This is a genomic window from Paracoccus lichenicola, assembly GCF_009708075.1.
Lineage (GTDB): Bacteria > Pseudomonadota > Alphaproteobacteria > Rhodobacterales > Rhodobacteraceae > Paracoccus > Paracoccus lichenicola.
The window spans coordinates 403,358-421,430 of sequence record NZ_WMBT01000001.1; the positions used below are offsets into that span (position 1 = coordinate 403,358).

The 18,073-nt window shown below is 63.7% G+C and carries 13 protein-coding genes, 2 tRNA genes and 1 pseudogene; 7 read left to right on the forward strand and 9 right to left on the reverse strand.

Features of this window, described 5'->3' with window-relative positions; translation table 11 throughout:
• The first annotated feature begins 151 nt into the window (after positions 1-151).
• Positions 152-2,569 carry an endopeptidase La gene (gene lon / locus GIY56_RS02015; RefSeq protein WP_154763134.1) on the forward strand — a complete coding sequence of 806 codons (2,418 nt, stop codon included), beginning with the start codon at positions 152-154 and terminating at the stop codon, positions 2,567-2,569.
• Between the two features lie 132 nt (positions 2,570-2,701).
• Here the strand turns inward: lon and GIY56_RS02020 are convergent.
• A tRNA-Ala gene (locus GIY56_RS02020) sits at positions 2,702-2,777 on the reverse strand.
• Between the two features lie 402 nt (positions 2,778-3,179).
• Here GIY56_RS02020 and GIY56_RS02025 point away from each other — a divergent pair.
• The 5 genes from GIY56_RS02025 (at position 3,180) to GIY56_RS02045 (ending at position 7,970) form a co-directional block, all read left to right on the forward strand.
• Entirely contained in the window at positions 3,180-3,563 is a 384-nt protein-coding gene (locus tag GIY56_RS02025) for a hypothetical protein (RefSeq protein WP_154763135.1), read from the forward strand.
• A gap of 287 nt (positions 3,564-3,850) precedes the next feature.
• A complete protein-coding gene (locus tag GIY56_RS02030; protein ID WP_154763136.1) occupies positions 3,851-4,510 on the forward strand; it encodes a recombinase family protein in 660 nt (219 codons plus the stop codon).
• On the forward strand, positions 4,507-5,856 hold the full coding sequence (locus tag GIY56_RS02035; RefSeq protein WP_154763137.1) for a hypothetical protein: 1,350 nt from the start codon (positions 4,507-4,509) through the stop codon (positions 5,854-5,856). Before GIY56_RS02030 ends, GIY56_RS02035 begins: the two co-directional genes overlap by 4 nt.
• A gap of 730 nt (positions 5,857-6,586) precedes the next feature.
• Positions 6,587-7,474 carry a hypothetical protein gene (locus GIY56_RS02040; protein WP_154763138.1) on the forward strand — a complete coding sequence of 296 codons (888 nt, stop codon included), beginning with the start codon at positions 6,587-6,589 and terminating at the stop codon, positions 7,472-7,474.
• A gap of 1 nt (position 7,475) precedes the next feature.
• On the forward strand, positions 7,476-7,970 hold the full coding sequence (locus tag GIY56_RS02045; RefSeq protein ID WP_154763139.1) for a hypothetical protein: 495 nt from the start codon (positions 7,476-7,478) through the stop codon (positions 7,968-7,970).
• Between the two features lie 48 nt (positions 7,971-8,018).
• On the opposite strand, the gene GIY56_RS02050 is transcribed toward GIY56_RS02045, so the two are convergent.
• The 8 genes and pseudogenes from GIY56_RS02050 to GIY56_RS02080 all read right to left on the reverse strand — a co-directional run bounded on the left by GIY56_RS02050 (position 8,019) and on the right by GIY56_RS02080 (position 17,174).
• A complete protein-coding gene (locus GIY56_RS02050; RefSeq protein WP_196053517.1) occupies positions 8,019-9,446 on the reverse strand; it encodes a site-specific integrase in 1,428 nt (475 codons plus the stop codon).
• 27 nt (positions 9,447-9,473) lie between these two features.
• Positions 9,474-9,650 (reverse strand): annotated as a pseudogene (locus GIY56_RS18915) (DUF6538 domain-containing protein); the annotation flags it as partial.
• 66 nt (positions 9,651-9,716) lie between these two features.
• A tRNA-Val gene (locus GIY56_RS02055) sits at positions 9,717-9,792 on the reverse strand.
• 55 nt (positions 9,793-9,847) lie between these two features.
• The gene (locus tag GIY56_RS02060) at positions 9,848-10,915 is read right to left on the reverse strand and encodes a patatin-like phospholipase family protein (protein WP_154763141.1); all 1,068 of its coding nucleotides are present in this window, start codon (positions 10,913-10,915) and stop codon (positions 9,848-9,850) included.
• A 60-nt stretch (positions 10,916-10,975) separates the two neighbouring features.
• A complete protein-coding gene (gene prfB, locus GIY56_RS02065; protein WP_154763142.1) occupies positions 10,976-12,103 on the reverse strand; it encodes a peptide chain release factor 2 in 1,128 nt (375 codons plus the stop codon).
• A 110-nt stretch (positions 12,104-12,213) separates the two neighbouring features.
• Complete coding sequence (locus tag GIY56_RS02070; protein ID WP_154763143.1) at positions 12,214-14,763, reverse strand: penicillin-binding protein 1A; 2,550 nt, start codon at positions 14,761-14,763, stop codon at positions 12,214-12,216.
• 81 nt (positions 14,764-14,844) lie between these two features.
• Positions 14,845-16,041, reverse strand: coding sequence for an N-acetylmuramoyl-L-alanine amidase (locus GIY56_RS02075; protein WP_154763144.1), 1,197 nt, complete (start codon positions 16,039-16,041; stop codon positions 14,845-14,847).
• Positions 16,038-17,174, reverse strand: coding sequence for a pyridoxal phosphate-dependent aminotransferase (locus GIY56_RS02080; protein WP_154763145.1), 1,137 nt, complete (start codon positions 17,172-17,174; stop codon positions 16,038-16,040). The genes GIY56_RS02075 and GIY56_RS02080 overlap by 4 nt, the downstream gene beginning before the upstream one ends.
• A 154-nt stretch (positions 17,175-17,328) precedes the next feature.
• Between GIY56_RS02080 and GIY56_RS02085 the strand changes: the two genes are divergently transcribed.
• The gene (locus GIY56_RS02085) at positions 17,329-18,069 is read left to right on the forward strand and encodes a DsbA family protein (protein WP_154763146.1); all 741 of its coding nucleotides are present in this window, start codon (positions 17,329-17,331) and stop codon (positions 18,067-18,069) included.
• The last annotated feature ends 4 nt before the right edge of the window (positions 18,070-18,073 follow it).

Sequence of the window (18,073 nt, forward strand, 5' to 3'; positions counted from 1 at the left end):
CGATCCGGTGTGGCCGGCCCGCGCGCGCAGGAAATGGATGGTATTCTCTGCGTCATATTGAACGCGGCACCCTACAGCCCTAGATTGACGAAACGCAGGGGCCGTGTGTCGCCATGACGGGGCCACGGCTTCGGGCAGAAAGGAACGCATAATGAACGAATTCGCTGCTTCGACCTATCCGGTGCTGCCTTTGCGCGACATCGTGGTCTTTCCCCACATGATCGTTCCGCTGTTCGTGGGTCGCGAAAAATCGGTCCGCGCGCTGGAAGCGGTGATGGAATCGGACAGCCCGATCCTGCTGGCCGCGCAAAAGGACGCCTCGGTCGATGAACCCACCGAAGACGGCATCTACCGCGCGGGCGTGCTGGCCAACGTGCTGCAACTGCTGAAGCTGCCCGACGGCACCGTCAAGGTGCTGGTCGAAGGGCGCGAGCGCGTGCAGATCACCGGCTTCGTCCCGAACGAGGATCATTTCGAGGCGACCGCTATCGTGCTGGCCGAAACGCCGGGCGAGGCCGCCGCCGTGACCGCCCTTGTCCGCACCGTGGCCGAGGAGTTCGAGCGTTACGTCAAGGTCCGCAAGAACATCCCCGAGGAGGTCGTGACCGCCGTGGCCGAGGCGAAGGAACCCGGCAAGCTGGCCGACCTTGTCGCCGGGCACATGGGCATCGCACTGGACCGCAAGCAGGATCTGCTGGACACGCTGGACGTGGCCGACCGGCTGGAAAAGGTCTATGCCGCAATGCAGGGCGAAATGTCCGTCCTGCAGGTCGAGAAGAAGATCAAGTCCCGCGTCAAGACCCAGATGGAAAAGACGCAGCGCGAGTACTACCTGAATGAGCAGATGAAGGCCATTCAGAAGGAGCTGGGCGACGGCGAGGACGGCCAGAACGAGATCGCCGAGCTTGAGGAAAAGATCGCCCGGACCAAGTTCAGCAAGGAAGCCCGTGAAAAGGCCGAGGCCGAGCTGAAGAAGCTGAAGTCGATGTCCCCCATGTCGGCCGAGGCGACGGTGTCGCGCAATTACCTCGACTGGCTGCTGGCCCTGCCCTGGGGCGTCAAGTCTCGCACCCGCAAGGATCTGGTCGCCGCCGAAAAGGTGCTGGACGCCGACCACTATGGCCTGGAAAAGGTCAAGGAACGCATCGTCGAATACCTGGCCGTGCAGACCCGCAGCCAGAAGCTGAAAGGCCCGATCCTGTGCCTCGTCGGCCCTCCGGGCGTCGGCAAGACCTCGCTTGGGCGCAGCGTGGCCAAGGCCACGGGGCGCGAATTCATCCGCATCTCGCTGGGCGGCGTGCGTGACGAATCCGAGATCCGCGGCCACCGGCGGACCTATATCGGGTCCATGCCGGGCAAGATCATCCAGGCCCTGAAAAAGGCTAAGACCACCAACCCGCTGATCCTGCTGGACGAGATCGACAAGATGGGCCAGGACTTCCGGGGCGATCCGGCGAGTGCCATGCTGGAGGTGCTGGATCCCGAACAGAACGCGACCTTCGTGGACCACTATCTGGAAGTGGAATATGACCTGTCGAACGTGATGTTCGTGACCACGGCCAACAGCTACAACATGCCGGGGCCGCTGCTCGACCGGATGGAGATCATCAGCCTGTCCGGCTATACCGAGGACGAAAAGCGCGAGATCGCGCGCCAGCACCTGCTGCCCAAGCAGATCGCGGCGAACGGATTGCGCAAGGGCGAGTTCGAGGTGACGGATGACGCGCTGACCCACGTGATCCGCTATTACACACGGGAAGCTGGGGTCCGTTCGCTGGAGCGCGAGATCGCCAAGCTGGCCCGCAAGGCCGTGACCGAGATCCTCAAGGGTCAGGTCAAGTCCGTGACGGTCGATGCCGCCAAGGCCGAGGAATACCTGGGCGTGCGCCGCCACCGCTATGGCCTGGCCGAGAAAGAGGATCAGGTCGGCGTGGTGACGGGCCTGGCCTGGACTTCGGTCGGGGGCGATCTGCTGCAGATCGAGGCGCTGCGCCTGCCGGGCAAGGGCCGGATGAAGACGACCGGGAAACTGGGCGACGTGATGAAGGAATCGATCGACGCGGCCTCCAGCTTCGTGCGCTCGATCTCGCCGGAAATCGGGGTGAAGCCCCCGGAATTCGACAAGCGCGACATCCACGTCCATGTGCCGGAGGGCGCGACGCCCAAGGACGGCCCGTCGGCAGGCGTCGCCATGGTGACTTCGGTCGTGTCGGTGATGACCGGCATCCCGGTGCGCAAGGATGTCGCCATGACCGGCGAGGTGACGCTGCGCGGCAACGTGCTGGCCATCGGCGGCTTAAAGGAAAAGCTGCTGGCGGCGCTGCGCGGGGGCATCAAGACGGTGATGATCCCGGCCGACAACGAAAAGGATCTGGCCGAGATCCCCGACAACGTGAAGACCGGCCTGACCATCATCCCGGTCAGCAATGTCCGCGAGGTCCTCAAGCACGCCCTGGTGCGGATGCCCGAACCGGTGGAATGGGACGAGGCCGCCGAGGAGGCGGCCGAAGCCGCCCGCGCCGCCTCCTCGCGGGAAGAACGATCCGCCGGAAGCGCGGTCGCTCATTGAGGATCAAAAGGGCCGGTTCCGCCGGCCCTTTTCTTTTGGCCAAGGCACCACGCGCGAAGATCGGCAAGGCCGGGAAAACCGGACCCGCACCGTCATCGGGCAGGTCATCGTTTCGATGATGTAAGGAATTCTTGGTGGAGCCAAGGGGAGTCGAACCCCTGACCTCTTGAATGCCATTCAAGCGCTCTACCAACTGAGCTATGGCCCCACCGGAGGTCTGCTTCGTCTTTCAACGTCGCGTGCGGGGTCTATAGGGTGGCGCGCGGCGGGCTGCAAGCGGAAAATGTCCTGCCTGCAGGAAGTTTGTGATGTCGCAGGGAGACATCGAAAAACATGGGAAAATACCGATCCGCTTCGGAATGCAGCGCTGATCAGGAATGACGAGACCGCGGAAATGGTGGGCGGTGAGGGACTGCCCACCAACCAGTCAAGCCGTTGATATTGCGTTCGCTGCCATGTGCGCGGGTTGCGTTGTGTCGCACCTGTGTGTCGCACCTGTGGCTGTGGTGAGCAAGTGCCTGCGATTTTCATAGAGTTCGCAGCTTCCTATTGTCGTGCTGGGTAGCGTTGCTGCATCGTTACCAAGATACTACGTAAAGGCTTGCGAACGATGAACAAAATGTGCGTGTTTTTGATGCTATTGGTTGCTGGTGCCCCCCTGACGGTATCAGCGCAGTCAGGAAAGCTGTATGCGGACATGATCCGTCAGAGCGACATAGATCATCAGATTGACTGTGCTGCGACAATCCTAGCATTGGGTGGTGACGATGAACTTGCTTCACTAGTCGCCGTGGACTTTGTTACGCGGGCTGCACCTACCATCGACGCCAAGCATGATCGGCATGACATTGCTCTATCTACACAGATTGCAATGGACCTTGCTATCGCACGGTCAACGGTCCTCCGCATGGGATTTGGTCTAGAAGATCACAAGCAGGCGGCGATTAAACGCCAAGCGGAGTGCGTCCTATCCCGATTGGATGAGGGCAACTAGGCCATAAAAATCCGACACATTTTTTCGTGGGGGCATCTATCTCCACTGCGCCGCTGCACTTCCCCCATGGCCCCCACTTGCCAGGATCAGCACCAGCAGGGCAGCGCCGGATGCAAGCCACCCTGCCCTAGCCTGATCCGTTGCCAGGACGCTACGTTAGGCAGACAGGTTAACCCGACCATGCCAACACATCATCTATAACAACCACAACCTACGTTGACATTTGAAATGAGCCTGTGCTAAGGCTGCCGCATGGGCCGATTGTGCCCGCCAGCAGGGGCAGCAGCATGAAGCGGTATGTGATTTACAAGCGCGTCAGCACAGTCAGCCAAGGTGAAAGCGGGCTAGGACTGGATGCACAGGACCGGGACATCCGCCTGTTCCTTGATACCTACAGCGATACGCCCTACGAAGTGATAGCGGAGTGCGTTGACGTGCTGTCCGGCAAGACCGCAGATCGCCCACAGTTACAAGAGGCGCTAGCACTAGTCCGCAGCACAGGGGCGGAACTGCTTGTCGCCAAGCTGGACCGCCTGTCCCGCAAGGTATCGTTCATCGCCACGCTGATGGATGATCCGAAGATGCGGCTGCGGGTTGCTTCCATGCCCCATGCCGACAAGTTCCAGCTTCACATATACGCGGCACTTGCTGAACAAGAACGCGAGTTCATCAGCCTGCGGACCACGGCAGCACTGGCCGAGGCGAAAGCACGGGGCGTTAAGCTGGGCGGACTGCGGGACAAGACCATGCAGCGCAACGCGGCTATACAAGCGAACGCCGCAGCTAGGGCGCAGAAGGTGGCAGGCATAGTGATACCACTGCGAGAGGCAGGAAAGCCGCTGCAAGAAATAGCGGACCATCTGAACAGCGCCGGGGTACCGACCGCGCGCGGCGGATCATGGCAGCCTTCACAGGTGAAGCGCGTCCTTGATCGGCTGGGGGCATGATGCCTGACGACATTCTCCGCCAGTTTGGCATTGACCCTGCCAGCTTGGAACCGCAGGGGGACTATTCCTGGGCGTTTGATCCATGGTTGGAAACGGATAACCCCGGCATTCAGGCCATTGCGCGCAATCTGGCAGCACCCGCCATGCAGCTTTGGACCGGCAGCAGGCAGCGGATACGCAAGGACGTGCAGAGTAACGTAGCAAGTTGCCTGCAAGTGATCCTGCTGAACCTAGTACGTGCAGCAAAGCATGACGCCCGGCTGTCAGTTGGTATCGGCACGGGACATGATGCGCTGAATAGTGCAGCGCGCTATCGGCCCGAGTTCATGACAGAGCGGGCGTTCACGGATGCCAGAGACAAGTTGCTTGAGACAGGAACCATTATAGAGACGGCAGCCGCATTTAACCACGCTGGCGGCAGTCAGGTTGCCCGGTACCGGCTAACGGAAACCGCACTGTTAGAGTTAACCCCGCATCCTAAGAGAGAAGAAGCCGAACGTGCAGGCGAGTTCCGTGTATCCGATGCCCGCGAGACAGTCAGGCTCAAGGACAAGGGCACTGCCAATCGCAGGGCAAGGCTTTGCCCTTACAAGGACACAGCAAAGATGCAGCGGATGCGAGATAACCTGGCACGGATCAACGCTGTTCTTTCCATCGCGCACATCACCACTGTCCAGGCGATCTCGATTGACGGTGATTACGACCCAGACCGCCCAGACGATTACAGCCTGATCGAACAGGGCCAGACGCTCTACCGCGTTTTCAACTATGGGTCATTTGATTTAGGCGGGCGCTTTTATGGCGGATGGTGGCAGTATGTCCGCAAACGCATTCGGCCCGGCATTCTAATCAATGGGCATCGAACAATTGAAGCGGATTACTCCGGCCTGCATCCCGCCATCTTGTTTGCTGAACGCAAGATAGACATTCCAGCCGATCCTTATTCAGCCGTCACTGATCTATCCAATGGGAAAGACCGGGACTGGCGGAAGGCAGTGAAGCGGACATTCAATGCAATGCTGAATGCAGACCGGGGGACGCAAGAACCGCGCGACTTTGACCTGTCACCCTATGGGATCAGCAAGCCCGAGTTTCAGCAGATGATCCGGGATGCCTTCCCTGATCTGCAAGACGCATTCGGCTCGGGAACAGGGCGAAGGCTCCAGCGCATCGACAGCGATCTCATGGAAGCGATCCTGCTGCACTTCGCTGACCAAGGCATCCCGGCACTGCCCATCCATGACAGCGTGATTATCCAAGAGGATCGGCGGGACGAACTGCTTGATGTCATGCAGGCAGTGTTCAGGCAACGATACGGCCAGACCCCGCCGGTTCGAGTTGAGTAAGAACCACCACTACGCCCACCCATTACCATACCGGGGACGTTAAGGATTTGGCCGGATGCCCCCCCTGCTAGATCATAGGATTTGCTGGCCCAACAGGGCCGCAAGCGCCTGTCTGTGACCCAATGTGGCGGGCTGACGGCACATCCTTAGCCGGGGCAATCTATCTTCTTTGCCAGCGCCAATCAGACCGGCATCCTGCGCCCGGATCAACCCGGCCTGTCTGCGGCTGATCTGTCGTCTTTGGCTGCTGACTGCGCCGACACAGCACCGATCCCTTAACGTCCCCGGTATGGTATATGGTAGAGGGATGGTGGGGGGGGCTGCTTGCTCCAGCCCCACCCTGCCCCGATAAGTGTTCATCCTGGGCGTCACCATAACGGTACTTCCTATGCGCCACCCCAGCATTCCAGATCAGCCATGCAAAAATATTTAGGTTAGCCAAGATAAGGGTTAACGCACCCGGTTAGCCATTAGCCAAGCATCAGCAAATAAAGGTACAATCCCGCATTTCAATCCCAACGAATTAACGGGATTGCACCCCTGAATTGGATTGCAAGGCAGCAGTTAACCGCATTTTGTCTATTGTGCAGACCAAATCACTTAGCTATCACCATTCCAACAGCCAAAGACGGCTGCAAGAAACATCAATTCAGCAGCAATAGGTAGTTCAATGTCAGTTGTTGAAATGAAACCTGCTGCGCCAATAAGCATAGATCACTTGCGCAGTAACTTGCCCACCTATTCCCCGGCATATCCGACTGCGCTGACACGTAAAGGACTTCTGCCGGGGGAAGTCAGGGAAGTTCTGCAAGGGCTTCCCTATTCCCTTGCCCGCTGCATCCGGCAGTATCAGTTGCATGGTGAACCACCCCGGCGCACATCCGCTGCACGATTGGCTGAACTCCAGGCAGAAGCAAACAGGCTTGCTGGCTGCCTCGGATGGATCGACGTGCGGAAGCTGGATGCGCATGAGTTGCACTGCATCGTTCAGACATGCAGCAGCCCAGCAGCCGGGCGGATGGTTCTGCATCTGGTGCTGTCCCATGCAGCGCGGCAAGGGGTTATTCCACGCCAGCGGCTCCGGGCCTGCATCCCCGCCCGATCCAAGACGCGCGCCAACAGCGCACCCGACCGGCAATGGTCCGAGCAAGACTGGCAGACCTTCCGGCACGAACACCCCAAAGGCACAGTTGAGAGGGTCGCGGCTGTCCTGATGGTTCACTTAGGAACAAGCTGGCAGGAACTCTGCCAAATGCCCGGCGACGAACTCATGGCCCGTATCGAGAACCAGCCACACCCGGAATTGCGGGGCGATGTGGGCGGGCTGGACTTTTCAGCCGGGATGCAGTTCTGGGACATGCGGGCAGGCTGGCGCATCCCGAACCCGCGCCTGCATGATGCCGTCTGGTTCGGCTCAATCGAATGCAGCCTGTGGTTCTTTCATCAGCGTGTCCTGCGGCAGTTATTCTATCGCCGTGCGGCTGACTGCGGGCTGGCCCTTCTACAGCGCCGCGCTGCTGCGCCTGTGGTGCCCATAAGGCATCCCGCCGCTATCCACCTACCGCAAAGCGTCAGGGCCGCTGTATGGCCCGCACAGGATCTTCCAGAGGCATCGTGATATGAAACAGCATTGGAACGGCAAACCCAACCCGGCAACCGCAGCCCCCGACCTGACTGAAACCGAGACTGCGCTAGAACGGATGGGCTTTCCCCTGACTACCGACAGGCTCCCTGCCCTCACTGACGCCGAAGTCATGCAGGTTGTCGCAGCGGCCTTTGCCGAACCATCAGACCATGCCGGGCAATCGGGCGACGCGCACTGCGCCAAATGCGGCGGGCAGATCGGCGCGGCTGCGCCTGACCCTACCGGCGACCTACTACAAGCCGTTCTCGCCTTAGTCCGCGCTCATGGGCAGGCTGTGGCGGTTCCCGTGCCGCAGCCCCGCCGCCGTGCCAAGGCCAGCCCAAAGTGGATCGCGGACACCCTGCGGCTAATTCAGGAACGGGGCCTGACGCCGACCGGGATCGTGCATCGGCCAGACGGGTCAACCGTGATCGAGATCGGCAACCCGCCTGCCCCCGAGAAGCGCAAGCCGAAGGGATGGGACATCTGATCGCAGGCCGCGACGATACCTGGACATGCAGGCGACCAGCGCCGACCCCTAGAACTCGAACCTGTCGATTGCCGCCTTGAGTTGCGCAGGCCGGAAGCCATCTTTCAGATACGTGCCCGTGGACACGCCCTGTTGTTCATGTCCGATGATGGCTTTGATCTGCGCTTCCGGCACATCCGCCTGATACAGTCTGGTGTTCATGGTATGTCGGAAGCTGTGGAACACTAGGGTCTTAGACTTCATGCCTAGCTTTGGCAGCAGCGTATTGTTGAACCAGCGCCCGATTGCCCGGCCATAGCCGTTCTTGGGGCAGAAGGACAGTGCAGGGAATAGCCGCTCCTGCCTTGCGTCGCGCTGGGCTTCCACGAAGTCGAGGAACCCTGTCGCGATCAGACGGTCATGCAGCGGCACCCGGCGATCAGCGGCGGCAGTTTTGAGCCGCTTCCGGTTCCCCTCGCCAACATCTGACACGTCGATAACCCATACCCCGTCAACCTGCTTGATGTCGGCAGTCTCAAGCTGGGCGATCTCATTCAACCGCATACCCGTGAACATGCCGACCAAGCTGCCCCACTTAGCGGCATCCGTCTTGACCAAGTTCATGGGGTTGTCGATCAGATGCTCATACAGCCGGGCTAGCTGCGCATCGGTGAACGGGTCGCGTTGATCGGCCTTGGCCCGCTGCACCTTGACCTGCATCCCCGCGAAGTGATTGGCGTCTGCATGGCCGTTCCTGACAGCCCAGCCCATGAAGGTTTCCATATTGCTTAGATAGCTGTTCAGGGTCTTGGCTGCGATCTTGGGAACACCGGGCAAGTCTAGCACTTCACTTAGCGGCTTCCCTCTTGTGATGCGGTTCTTCTGACGGTTAGCGGGATACTGCATAAGCACCTGCTTGGCCTGCTGCGCGTCGGCCTTGGTGATTGCCGCCACGGTCTTGTCGCCTGTAATCTCTGCCAGCAGGTTCAAGGCCGCGCGCTTGTCGGCATCCGTCTTAACCGCGACCCCGCCCGAACGTGCCACTTCGGCGAAGTACTGATCCACAACTTCCTGATAGCTTATCTGGGTTTGACCGCTGGCAGCATCATCGTCGGCAGTGCCAGCACCCGCCGCATTGCCGGGCGGCATATCCAAATCGAACCGTTCCAGTGCATCGACATGCCCCAGCGCCGCCTTGGCGAAGGCATGATGTCCTTTCCGCAATGCATCCAGCAGCCAAGCCCGATGCTGGGCAGATAGATCGGCAGCCGGAATGCCGCGCTGGGCGCAGAACGCTTGCACAAGGCCATCTGGCCCTTCGGGATGGATCAAGCCTGCCCAAGTATCCAGATCGCTGTCAGCAAGGCCCTGTGTCGTTTCCAGCGCCGCATAGCGGACGGGACCAAGTGGCCCGCTGTCGTCCACACCGTCCTTGAACCGATCCAGCATTCCCCGGAAGTGATCCAGCACATGCTGTCTGATGTCTACGTATTTCATGGCTTGGGCACATGCCGCTTCAATCCTAGATTGTCCAGCCAGCACCAGCGCACGAGACAGCCGCTGCGCCGTGGCCGGGCACCTTGTCCGCAGCGAAAGGCGCACATGGCTGCGCTTCCGGGAAGGGTGAAGGCGCTGCGGGATCGGCCAGCGGAAGTAAAAGACCCCATGTCGGGACCGGCTCAAATAGGCGGCAAGGCGCATCCTGTGGCTCACTGTGGTGGCGCACTAGCAGGGAAGCAGCATCTACGGCTTTGATGTTCATGGAAATGGTGGGCGGTGAGGGACTCGAACCCCCGACATCCTCGGTGTAAACGAGGCGCTCTACCAACTGAGCTAACCGCCCGCCGGGTTGCCTTCTAGCGTCCGCCGCAGGCCTTGGCCAGTGCCGATTTGGGCGGCTAGCCGATGATGCCCGATCCCGCGAACAGCGCCGGCAGATCGACCGTGTCGCGCTTGTTCAGGGCATCGGCATGATCGCGCAGGAAGGTGTCGGCGGCGGTCTGGCCGGCCAGCTTCATCCGCGCCAGCAGGCCCGGCGCGGGCGTCAGCTTGGACCGGGCGTTCAGGTCGTTCATCAGCACGTCGTCCAGGATCATGTGGACCAGCGGGTTCTTCATCGCCCGGTTCTGCAAGCGGTCCTCGGCAAACAGCCGCTTGACGAAGTTGATGGCGCGCAGGTCGGACATGAGCGACGCGTTGAAGCTGACCTCGTTCACGCGGTCCGCGATCTCGACCGGGGTGCGGGGGATGCCGTCGCGCAGCAGCGGGTTGATGTTCACGATCACGATGTCGCGCGGCAGCCGCTGGTCATACAGCGGGAACATCGCCGGATTGCCGGTGAAGCCGCCGTCCCAGAAAGCCTCCATCTGCCCGGTGTCGGGATCGGGGATCTCGACCGCGCGGAACAGGTTGGGCAGGCAGGCCGAGGCCATTACCGCGTCCGGCGTGGCGGCCGCATTGGTGAAGACCCGGATGCGGCCCGTGCGCACATTCGTGGCCGCCACGAACAGCTGCGGCCCGCGCGTGTTGCTGAAGTCGGGATAGGGCAGTTCGCGCAGCACCGAGCCAAGCGGATTGACGTAGAACGGGCCGTAATCATAGGGGCTGAAGATCCGCGTCAGGTTGTCCAGCCAGGCGGCGGGCGAGAACAGTTCGGCCAGGCGCTCCATTCCCCGGGGCGTCGGCACCAGCGAATGCATCCAGCGCACGACCCGGTTGTCGCTGATCTGCCCGACCTGTGCCCACAGGTAATCGAGGTTCTGGCGCGCGGCCCGGCGTCCCGGCAACCCTTGGTGCCGCGACAGCCCGGCCTTCAGCGCCGCCCCGTTCAAGGCCCCTGCCGAGGTGCCGCTGATGGCATGGATCGTCAGCCAGTCTTCCTCGAGCAGGCGGTCCAGGACGCCCCAGGAAAAGGCCCCATGCGCGCCGCCGCCCTGCAAGGCCAGGTTGATGTGCTTTTCATCCATCGCCGCCCCCGTTTCTGCAGGTGCAGCATAACGGCAAAGCCGGGCGGGTCCAGCGGCGGATCAGTCGGCGGCGTTGGCCTCGGCCCGGGATTTGCCCGCGACATCCAGGGCCAGGGTCGCCGCCATGAAGGCGTCCAGGTCGCCGTCCAGCACGCCCTGGGTGTCGCTGGTTTCCTCGCCCGTGCGCAGGTCCTTGACCATCTGGTAGGGGTGCAGGACATAGGAGCGGATCTGGTTGCCCCAGCCGGCATCGCCCTTGGCGGCGTGCTGGGCGTTGATCTCGGCATTCCGCTTGTCCAGTTCCAACTGGTACAGGCGCGCCTTCAGCGCGGCCATGGCGTTGGCGCGGTTCTGGTGCTGCGATTTTTCCGAGGACGTGACGACGATGTTCGTGGGCAGGTGGGTGATGCGCACGGCCGAGTCGGTGGTGTTGACGTGCTGCCCGCCCGCGCCGGACGACCGGTATGTGTCGATGCGGATGTCGCGGTCGGGGATGTCGATCTCGATATTGTCATCCACGACGGGATAGACCCAGACGGAACTGAACGACGTGTGCCGCCGCGCCGCGCTGTCATAGGGCGAGATGCGGACCAGCCGGTGCACGCCCGATTCCGATTTCAGCCAGCCATAGGCGTTGTGCCCGCTGATCTTGTAGGCCGCGCTGCGGATGCCCGCCTCGTCGCCCGAGGTTTCCGACAGCAACTCGACCTCGTAGCCCTTTTTCTCGGCCCAGCGGACATACATGCGCGCCAGCATGGACGCCCAATCGCAGCTTTCCGTGCCGCCCGCGCCCGCGTTGATTTCCAGGAAGGTGTCGTTGCCGTCGGCCTCTCCGTTCAGAAGCGCCTCGAGTTCCTTTTGCGCGGCGAGTTCCGCCAGCGACTTCAGGTTCGCCTCGGCCTCGGCCACCAGGTCGGTGTCGCCCTCCTCCTCGGCCAGGTCGATCATCTCGGCATTGGCCGACAGATCCCCGTCGATGCGGCGATAGGTCTCGATGGCGTCCAGCAGCGCCTGGCGTTCGCGCATCAGCTTTTGCGCGCGGGCGGGGTCTGACCACAGGTCGCCCGCCTCGATCATGGCGTTCATCTCCTCCAGCCGATGGGGCGCGGTCTGCCAATCCATCCGCTGGCCCAGCAGGGTCAGCGACTTGCGGATGGATTCGATGGTGGACTGCGTCTCGGCGCGCATGGGCGGATCCTCAAGGCTGGCGTCAGGTCAGGGGTGATACCGCGCGCGAGGCCGTGGGGCAAGGGCCAGGGCCGGTGCTGCAGCCTGCAGCATCGGGACGACCACCCCGATCAGTAAAGCCCGCCCGAGGACATGGTGCCGAAATCGGTCTGGCGCGGGATGACCTTGCGTTCCCCGGTCGAGGTGGTGATGGCGGTGCCCGACCCGGCGCCCGCGCCCGCCTCCCATGGCAGGATCACATCGCCGTCGCCGAAGCCCGACACGATCCGCGGCGATCCCCAATCGGGGTCGGTGCCGTCGCGGAAATACTCGGCCACGACATTCGGGCCGGACGCGTCGTCCGACAGGCGCTGGCCGGTGGTGCGGTCGATCTTGACCCAATAGCCGCCCGGCGGGACCGCGAATTCCGTGCCGCCGAATTCCGCCACCGCCTTGCGCATGAAGGCGTTGAAGACCGGCACGCACAGCGTCCCGCCATAGGCATTCTCGCCCAGGCTGCGCGGCTGGTCATAGCCCAGGTAACAGCCCGCGACGATGTTGGAGGAATAGCCGATGAACCACACGTCCTTGGCATCATTGGTGGTCCCCGTCTTGCCCGCGATCGGCACCGGCAGGTCCACCCCGCTGCCCGATCCGCGTTCCACCGCCCCTTCCAGCATCGAGGTCAGCTGATAGGCCGTCACCGCGTCCATCACCCGTTCGCGGTTGGTGTCGATCACCGGTCCCTGCCCCGCCGGCAGCGCCTGCTGGCCGCAGGTCTCGCACACGCGCCGGTCGTGACGATAGATCGTGCGCCCGCGCCGGTCCTGCACGCGGTCCACCAGCGTGGGTTCCACGCGTTCGCCCCCATTGGCGAACATCGCATAGGCCGCGACCATCTTGAACAGCGTGGTTTCCTGCGCGCCCAAGGCATTGGCCAGGAAGGGCTTGAGGTCGTCATAGACGCCGAAGCGTTCGGCATATTCGGCCACGCGTTCCATCCCGATGTCCTGGGCGATGCGGATGGTCATCAGGTTCCTGGACATCTCGATGCCGGTGCGCAGGGGCGTTGGGCCGTAATGCTTGCCGCTGGAGTTCTTGGGTTCCCACAGCCCATAGGGCGTGTTGATGCTGATCGGTTCGTCCACGACGATGGTGGCGGGGGTATAGTTGTTGTCCAGCGCGGCGGCATAGACGAAGGGCTTGAAGGACGACCCCGGCTGGCGCTGCGCCTGCGTGGCCCGGTTGAAGACCGAGGATTGGTAGCTGAACCCCCCCTGCATCGCCATCACCCGGCCGGTGTTCACGTCCATGGCCATGAAGCCGCCCTGGATTTCAGGCACCTGGCGCAGGGTCCAGCGGATGAAGCTGCCATCGCCGTCCTGCGTCATCGCGCGGACCAGCACCACGTCGCCCACGGCCAGCAGATCGCCCGCCACGCGCGCGCGGGGGCCAAGCCTGCCGTCGGGACCGCGCTTCCTCGCCCATTGCACGTCGGCGGCGGGGATCCAGTGGCCGTCGGCGTCTTCCTCGATCCCCTCGATGCCGATGCGGGCGTCGGTTTCGCCCACCTCCAGCACGACGGCGGGATGCCAGCCGGGGATGTCGCGCGGGACTTGCGCCTGCCACAGGGCGCCGCGCCAGGCGGCCTCGTCCGCCAGTTGCTCGGCGGGGATCGTCTGGCGGGTGCCGCGCCAGACGCCGGTGCCGCGGTCGTAATCCTCCAGCGCTTCGCGCAGCGCATCCGCCGCCGCCGCCTGCAGGTCGGGCGTGACGGTCGCGCGGATGGTCAGGCCGCCGCCGAAGAATTCCTCGTTCCCGAACTGCGCCGACAGCTGGCGGCGGATTTCGTCGGTGAAGTAGTCGCGCGGTGGCAGTTGCTGCCGGAAGGCGGGGTAATCGCCGTTCTGCACCGATTTCAGCGGCAGCTTCGCCTCGGCCTGATAGGTCGCCTCGTCGATATAGCCGTTCTGCCACATTTCCCGCAGGACATAGTTGCGCCGTTCCGTCACGCGGTCCTTGGCGGTGACGGGGTGATAACGGCCCGGCGCCTGCGGCATGGCGGCCAGCATCGCGGCCTCGTGCGGGGCAAGCTCGGTCAGGGACTTGTTGAAATAGGTCTGGGCGGCGGCGGCCACGCCGAAGCTGTTCTGGCCCAGGAAGATCTCGTTCAGGTACAGTTCCAGGATCTGGTCCTTGGACAGCGTGCGCTCCAGCCGGGACGCCAGGATCAGTTCCTTGACCTTGCGCTCCACGCTGCGGTCCGACGACAGCAGGAAGTTCTTCATCACCTGTTGCGTGATGGTGGACGCCCCGCGCACGGACGATCCGCGCGACGCCACCGCCTGCCAGGCGGCACCCACGATGCCGCGGATGTCATAGCCGGGGTGGCTGTAGAAATTCTTGTCCTCGGCGCTGATGAAGGCGTGTTTCACCAGGTCGGGGATTTCCTCGCCCGGGACGAACAGGCGGCGTTCCTCGGCGAATTCGTCGATCAGGCGCCCCTCGCCCGAATAGATCCGGCTGATGGTCTTGGGCGTGTATTGGGCCAGGGTCTCGTGGCTGGGCAGGTCGCGCGAATAGATCCAGAAGATCGCGCCCAGCGTCAGCGCGATGAAAAAGCTGGCGGTGACGAACCACGAGAAGATGGCACCGAAAAAGGACAGGATGGGGCGCAGCAAGGATGGGGCCTTTCGAGGACGTGGCCCCGTCTATAACGGCGCTCCCTGCCCCGGTCAAAACAACACTGGGCGATGGCGCCCTTATTGACGCAGCATCGTGGCCCGCGCGGCCTCGTCCCGCGCCCAGCCGGTGACGGCCTCGGCCACCACCTGCACCATGCGCCCGCGCCATTGCGGATCAAGCAGGTTCGCCCGGTCGTCCTGGTCCGAGATGAAGCCCAGTTCCAGCAGGACCGAAGGGATGTCGGGCGATTTCAGCACCGAATAGGTCGCCCTTTGCACGGGCCGCCCGTGCATCCCGATGCCCATCAGCGACATGCGCGACACCAGCCAGTCGGCAAAGTTGCGCGATCGCGGCTGCGTGTCGGTGCGGGCGAAATCCATCAGCACGCCCGTCAGCGCGTCGTCCTGGCCCGTCAGGTCCAGCCCCGCCACCAGGTCGTCGGGACCATGGCGCAGCACCAGCTGTTCGTCCGCGCGGCTGTCGGCGTCGGGGTTCCAGACATAGACCGTGGCGCCCGCCGCCTGCCCTTCCGGCAGCGCGTCCGCGTGCAGCGAGATGAACAGATCCGCCCGCGCAGCCCGCGCGGCGGTCATGCGCCGTTCCAGCGACACGAAGCTGTCGTCCCCCCGCGTCAGTTGCACATCGACGCCCCGCGCCTGCAGGGCCGCGCGCAGTTCCAACGCAAAGACCAGGACCAGGTTGGCCTCGCTTTCGCCCTCGGCCAGCGCGCCGGGATCGAACCCGCCATGGCCCGGATCCAGCACCACGGTGAAGCGGTAGTCGGGCGCGGGCGGCGGAATGCTGGCGGGTTCGGGCAGGTCGCGCAAGGCCGCGGTGGCCGAGCGGTCGGGCGCGAAGTCCTGGGGCGCGACCGGCGCCAGCGCCACCGTGATCTGGGACAGCGGCGCCCGCGCGCTCTGGCCCGCGCGGTCGATGCGGTAAGGGCCGGGCAGTTCGACCACGATGCGCGACCAGCCCTCGCCGTTCTTGCCCCAACGGATCGCGGGGACCAGATCGGCGCCGAACAGATCCCCGGGCCGCGCCAGTCCCAGGTCCGCCCCTTGCAGGTCCACGACCAGCCGCGCCGGATCGCCGATCAGGAAGACGCGGTAAGGCACGGCCCGGGTCAGGGCCAGCCGCAGTTCGAGCGGCCTTGGCCCGCCCCAACCGCGCCCGGTCGCGACCAATGCCGATGCGCCCGGATCCAGACGTGCGGGTTCCTCGGCCCCTGCTGGCAGCGACAGCAGCGTCAGGATCAGAAGCCACCATCTCATCGCGCGGCCATGAACTCCGCCAGGCGGCGCAGCCCTTCGGCGATGTCGGCCGTCGCGCGGGCATAGGAAAAGCGCAGCGTCCGCGCCCCGCGTTCGGGATCGAAGTCCAGCCCCGGCGTGACGGCGACACCTGCCTTTTCAAGGATCTCGGCCGCGAAGTTCAACGAATTGTCGGTCAGGTCCGACACGTCGGCATAGATGTAGAAGGCCCCCTCGGGCGGCGCGATGCGATGAAAGCCCGCGCGGGGCAGGCCGTCCAGCATCAGCCGGCGGTTTTCGGCATAGACGGCCAGGTTCGCGTCGGCTTCCCCGGTGCAATCCAGCGCCGCAAGGGCCGCGACCTGGCTGGCATGGGGCGGGCAGATGAACAGGTTCTGGGCCAGGCGTTCCACCGTGCGGACATGATCGGGCGGCACCACCATCCAGCCGACCCGCCAGCCGGTCATGGAAAAATACTTGCTGAAGCTGTTGATGACGAAGACCTCGTCCGTCACCTCCAGCGCGGAATGGCAGCGGTCGGCGTATGACAGGCCATGGTAGATTTCATCGGAAATCAGTGCCATCCCCTTGGCCTGCGCGGCATCGGACAGCGCGCGCAATTCGTCCGCGCGCAGCACCGTGCCCGACGGGTTGCCGGGCGAGGCGAGGATCAGCCCGGCGCAGCCGTCGGGCAGATCGGCAGGGCGCGGTTGATAGCGGTCCTCGGGGCGGGTCGGGATCCCCACGGGTTCCAGCGACATGGCCCGCAGGATCTGGCGATAGCTGGGGTATCCGGGATAGCCCATCGCCACCCGGTCGCCCGCGTCGAACAGCGCCGAAAACGCCAGGATGAAGGCACCGCTGCTGCCGGGCGTCACCACCACGCGGGCCGGGTCCAGGTCCACCCCATACCAGCGGCGATACAGATCCGCGATCCCCTGGCGCAGCGCGGGCAGGCCAAGCGCCACGGTATAGCCCAGCGGCTGTTCCAGCGCGGCGGCAAGCGCCCGGCGCGCGCCTTCGGGCGCGGGGGTCGAGGGCTGGCCGACCTCCATGTGGATGATGTGGCGCCCCTTCGCTTCGGCGCGGGCGGCGGCCTCCATCACGTCCATGACGATGAAGGGATCGACCTGTCCGCGAAGGGATTTCCTCATGCTGCTCATCCTTGGGGCCTTTTGTCTTTTTCCCCTGTCTTACGCCTGTGGTGCGCGCGCGGAAAGCCCCCGGTCACGCAGCTTTGTCAGCCGGTTCCTTGCCAAGCCCGCCTGCGCGCGGCAAGCTGGGGGCAACCCGACAACGAGGATTTCGATGAAACGCCTGATCGCCGCGCTGCTTCTGACCGCGACCCCCGCCCTGGCCTTCGACATCGACGCCATGTCGGACGCCGAAAAGGCCGCCTTCGGCAATGCCGTGCGCGAATACCTGATGGCCAACCCCGAGGTTCTGGTCGAATCCATCAACGTCCTGGAGGAACGCCGCGCCGCCACCGAGGCCCAGGGCGACGTGGCCCTGGTCGCATCGAACCGCGACGCCATCTTCGACGACGGCCACAGCTGGGTCGGCGGCAACCCGGACGGCGACGTGACGATGGTGGAATTCATCGACTATCGCTGCGGCTATTGCCGCAAGTTCAACGATCAGGTTCATGATCTGGTCGAAAGCGACGGCAATGTCCGGGTGATCCTGAAGGAATTTCCGATCCTTGGCCCTGACAGCGAGACATCCGCCCGGTTCGCGGTCGCGGTCAAGCAGATCGGCGGGGACGAGGCTTACGTCCAGGCGCATGACGAACTGATGGCGCTGCGCGGCGCCCCCTCGCCCGAGGCGCTGAAGGCGATCGCCTCCGACATCGGCGTGGACGGCGACGAGGTACTGAACACCATGAACACCGAATCCGTGTCCGCCGTCCTGCGCGAGAACCGGCAACTGGCGGAACGCATGGGGATCATGGGCACGCCGACCTTCGTCATCGGCGACACGCTGCTGCGCGGGATGCCGGCGGATGGGCTGGAACCTGTCGTGGCCGCGGCGCGCGAGGGGAACGGCTGACGCG

What these genes read in the sequence shown, in the direction of transcription:
- lon (WP_154763134.1), top strand. Translation starts at nt 152, where the DNA reads ATGAACGAATTCGCTGCTTCGACCTATCCGGTGCTGCCTTTGCGCGAC.
- GIY56_RS02050 (WP_196053517.1), bottom strand. Translation starts at nt 9,446, where the DNA reads ATGAAATACGTAGACATCAGACAGCATGTGCTGGATCACTTCCGGGGA.
- GIY56_RS02025 (WP_154763135.1), top strand. Translation starts at nt 3,180, where the DNA reads ATGAACAAAATGTGCGTGTTTTTGATGCTATTGGTTGCTGGTGCCCCC.
- prfB (WP_154763142.1), bottom strand. Translation starts at nt 12,103, where the DNA reads ATGCGCGCCGAGACGCAGTCCACCATCGAATCCATCCGCAAGTCGCTG.
- GIY56_RS02030 (WP_154763136.1), top strand. Translation starts at nt 3,851, where the DNA reads ATGAAGCGGTATGTGATTTACAAGCGCGTCAGCACAGTCAGCCAAGGT.
- GIY56_RS02060 (WP_154763141.1), bottom strand. Translation starts at nt 10,915, where the DNA reads ATGGATGAAAAGCACATCAACCTGGCCTTGCAGGGCGGCGGCGCGCAT.
- GIY56_RS02085 (WP_154763146.1), top strand. Translation starts at nt 17,329, where the DNA reads ATGAAACGCCTGATCGCCGCGCTGCTTCTGACCGCGACCCCCGCCCTG.
- GIY56_RS02080 (WP_154763145.1), bottom strand. Translation starts at nt 17,174, where the DNA reads ATGAGGAAATCCCTTCGCGGACAGGTCGATCCCTTCATCGTCATGGAC.
- GIY56_RS02035 (WP_154763137.1), top strand. Translation starts at nt 4,507, where the DNA reads ATGATGCCTGACGACATTCTCCGCCAGTTTGGCATTGACCCTGCCAGC.
- GIY56_RS02045 (WP_154763139.1), top strand. Translation starts at nt 7,476, where the DNA reads ATGAAACAGCATTGGAACGGCAAACCCAACCCGGCAACCGCAGCCCCC.
- GIY56_RS02075 (WP_154763144.1), bottom strand. Translation starts at nt 16,041, where the DNA reads ATGAGATGGTGGCTTCTGATCCTGACGCTGCTGTCGCTGCCAGCAGGG.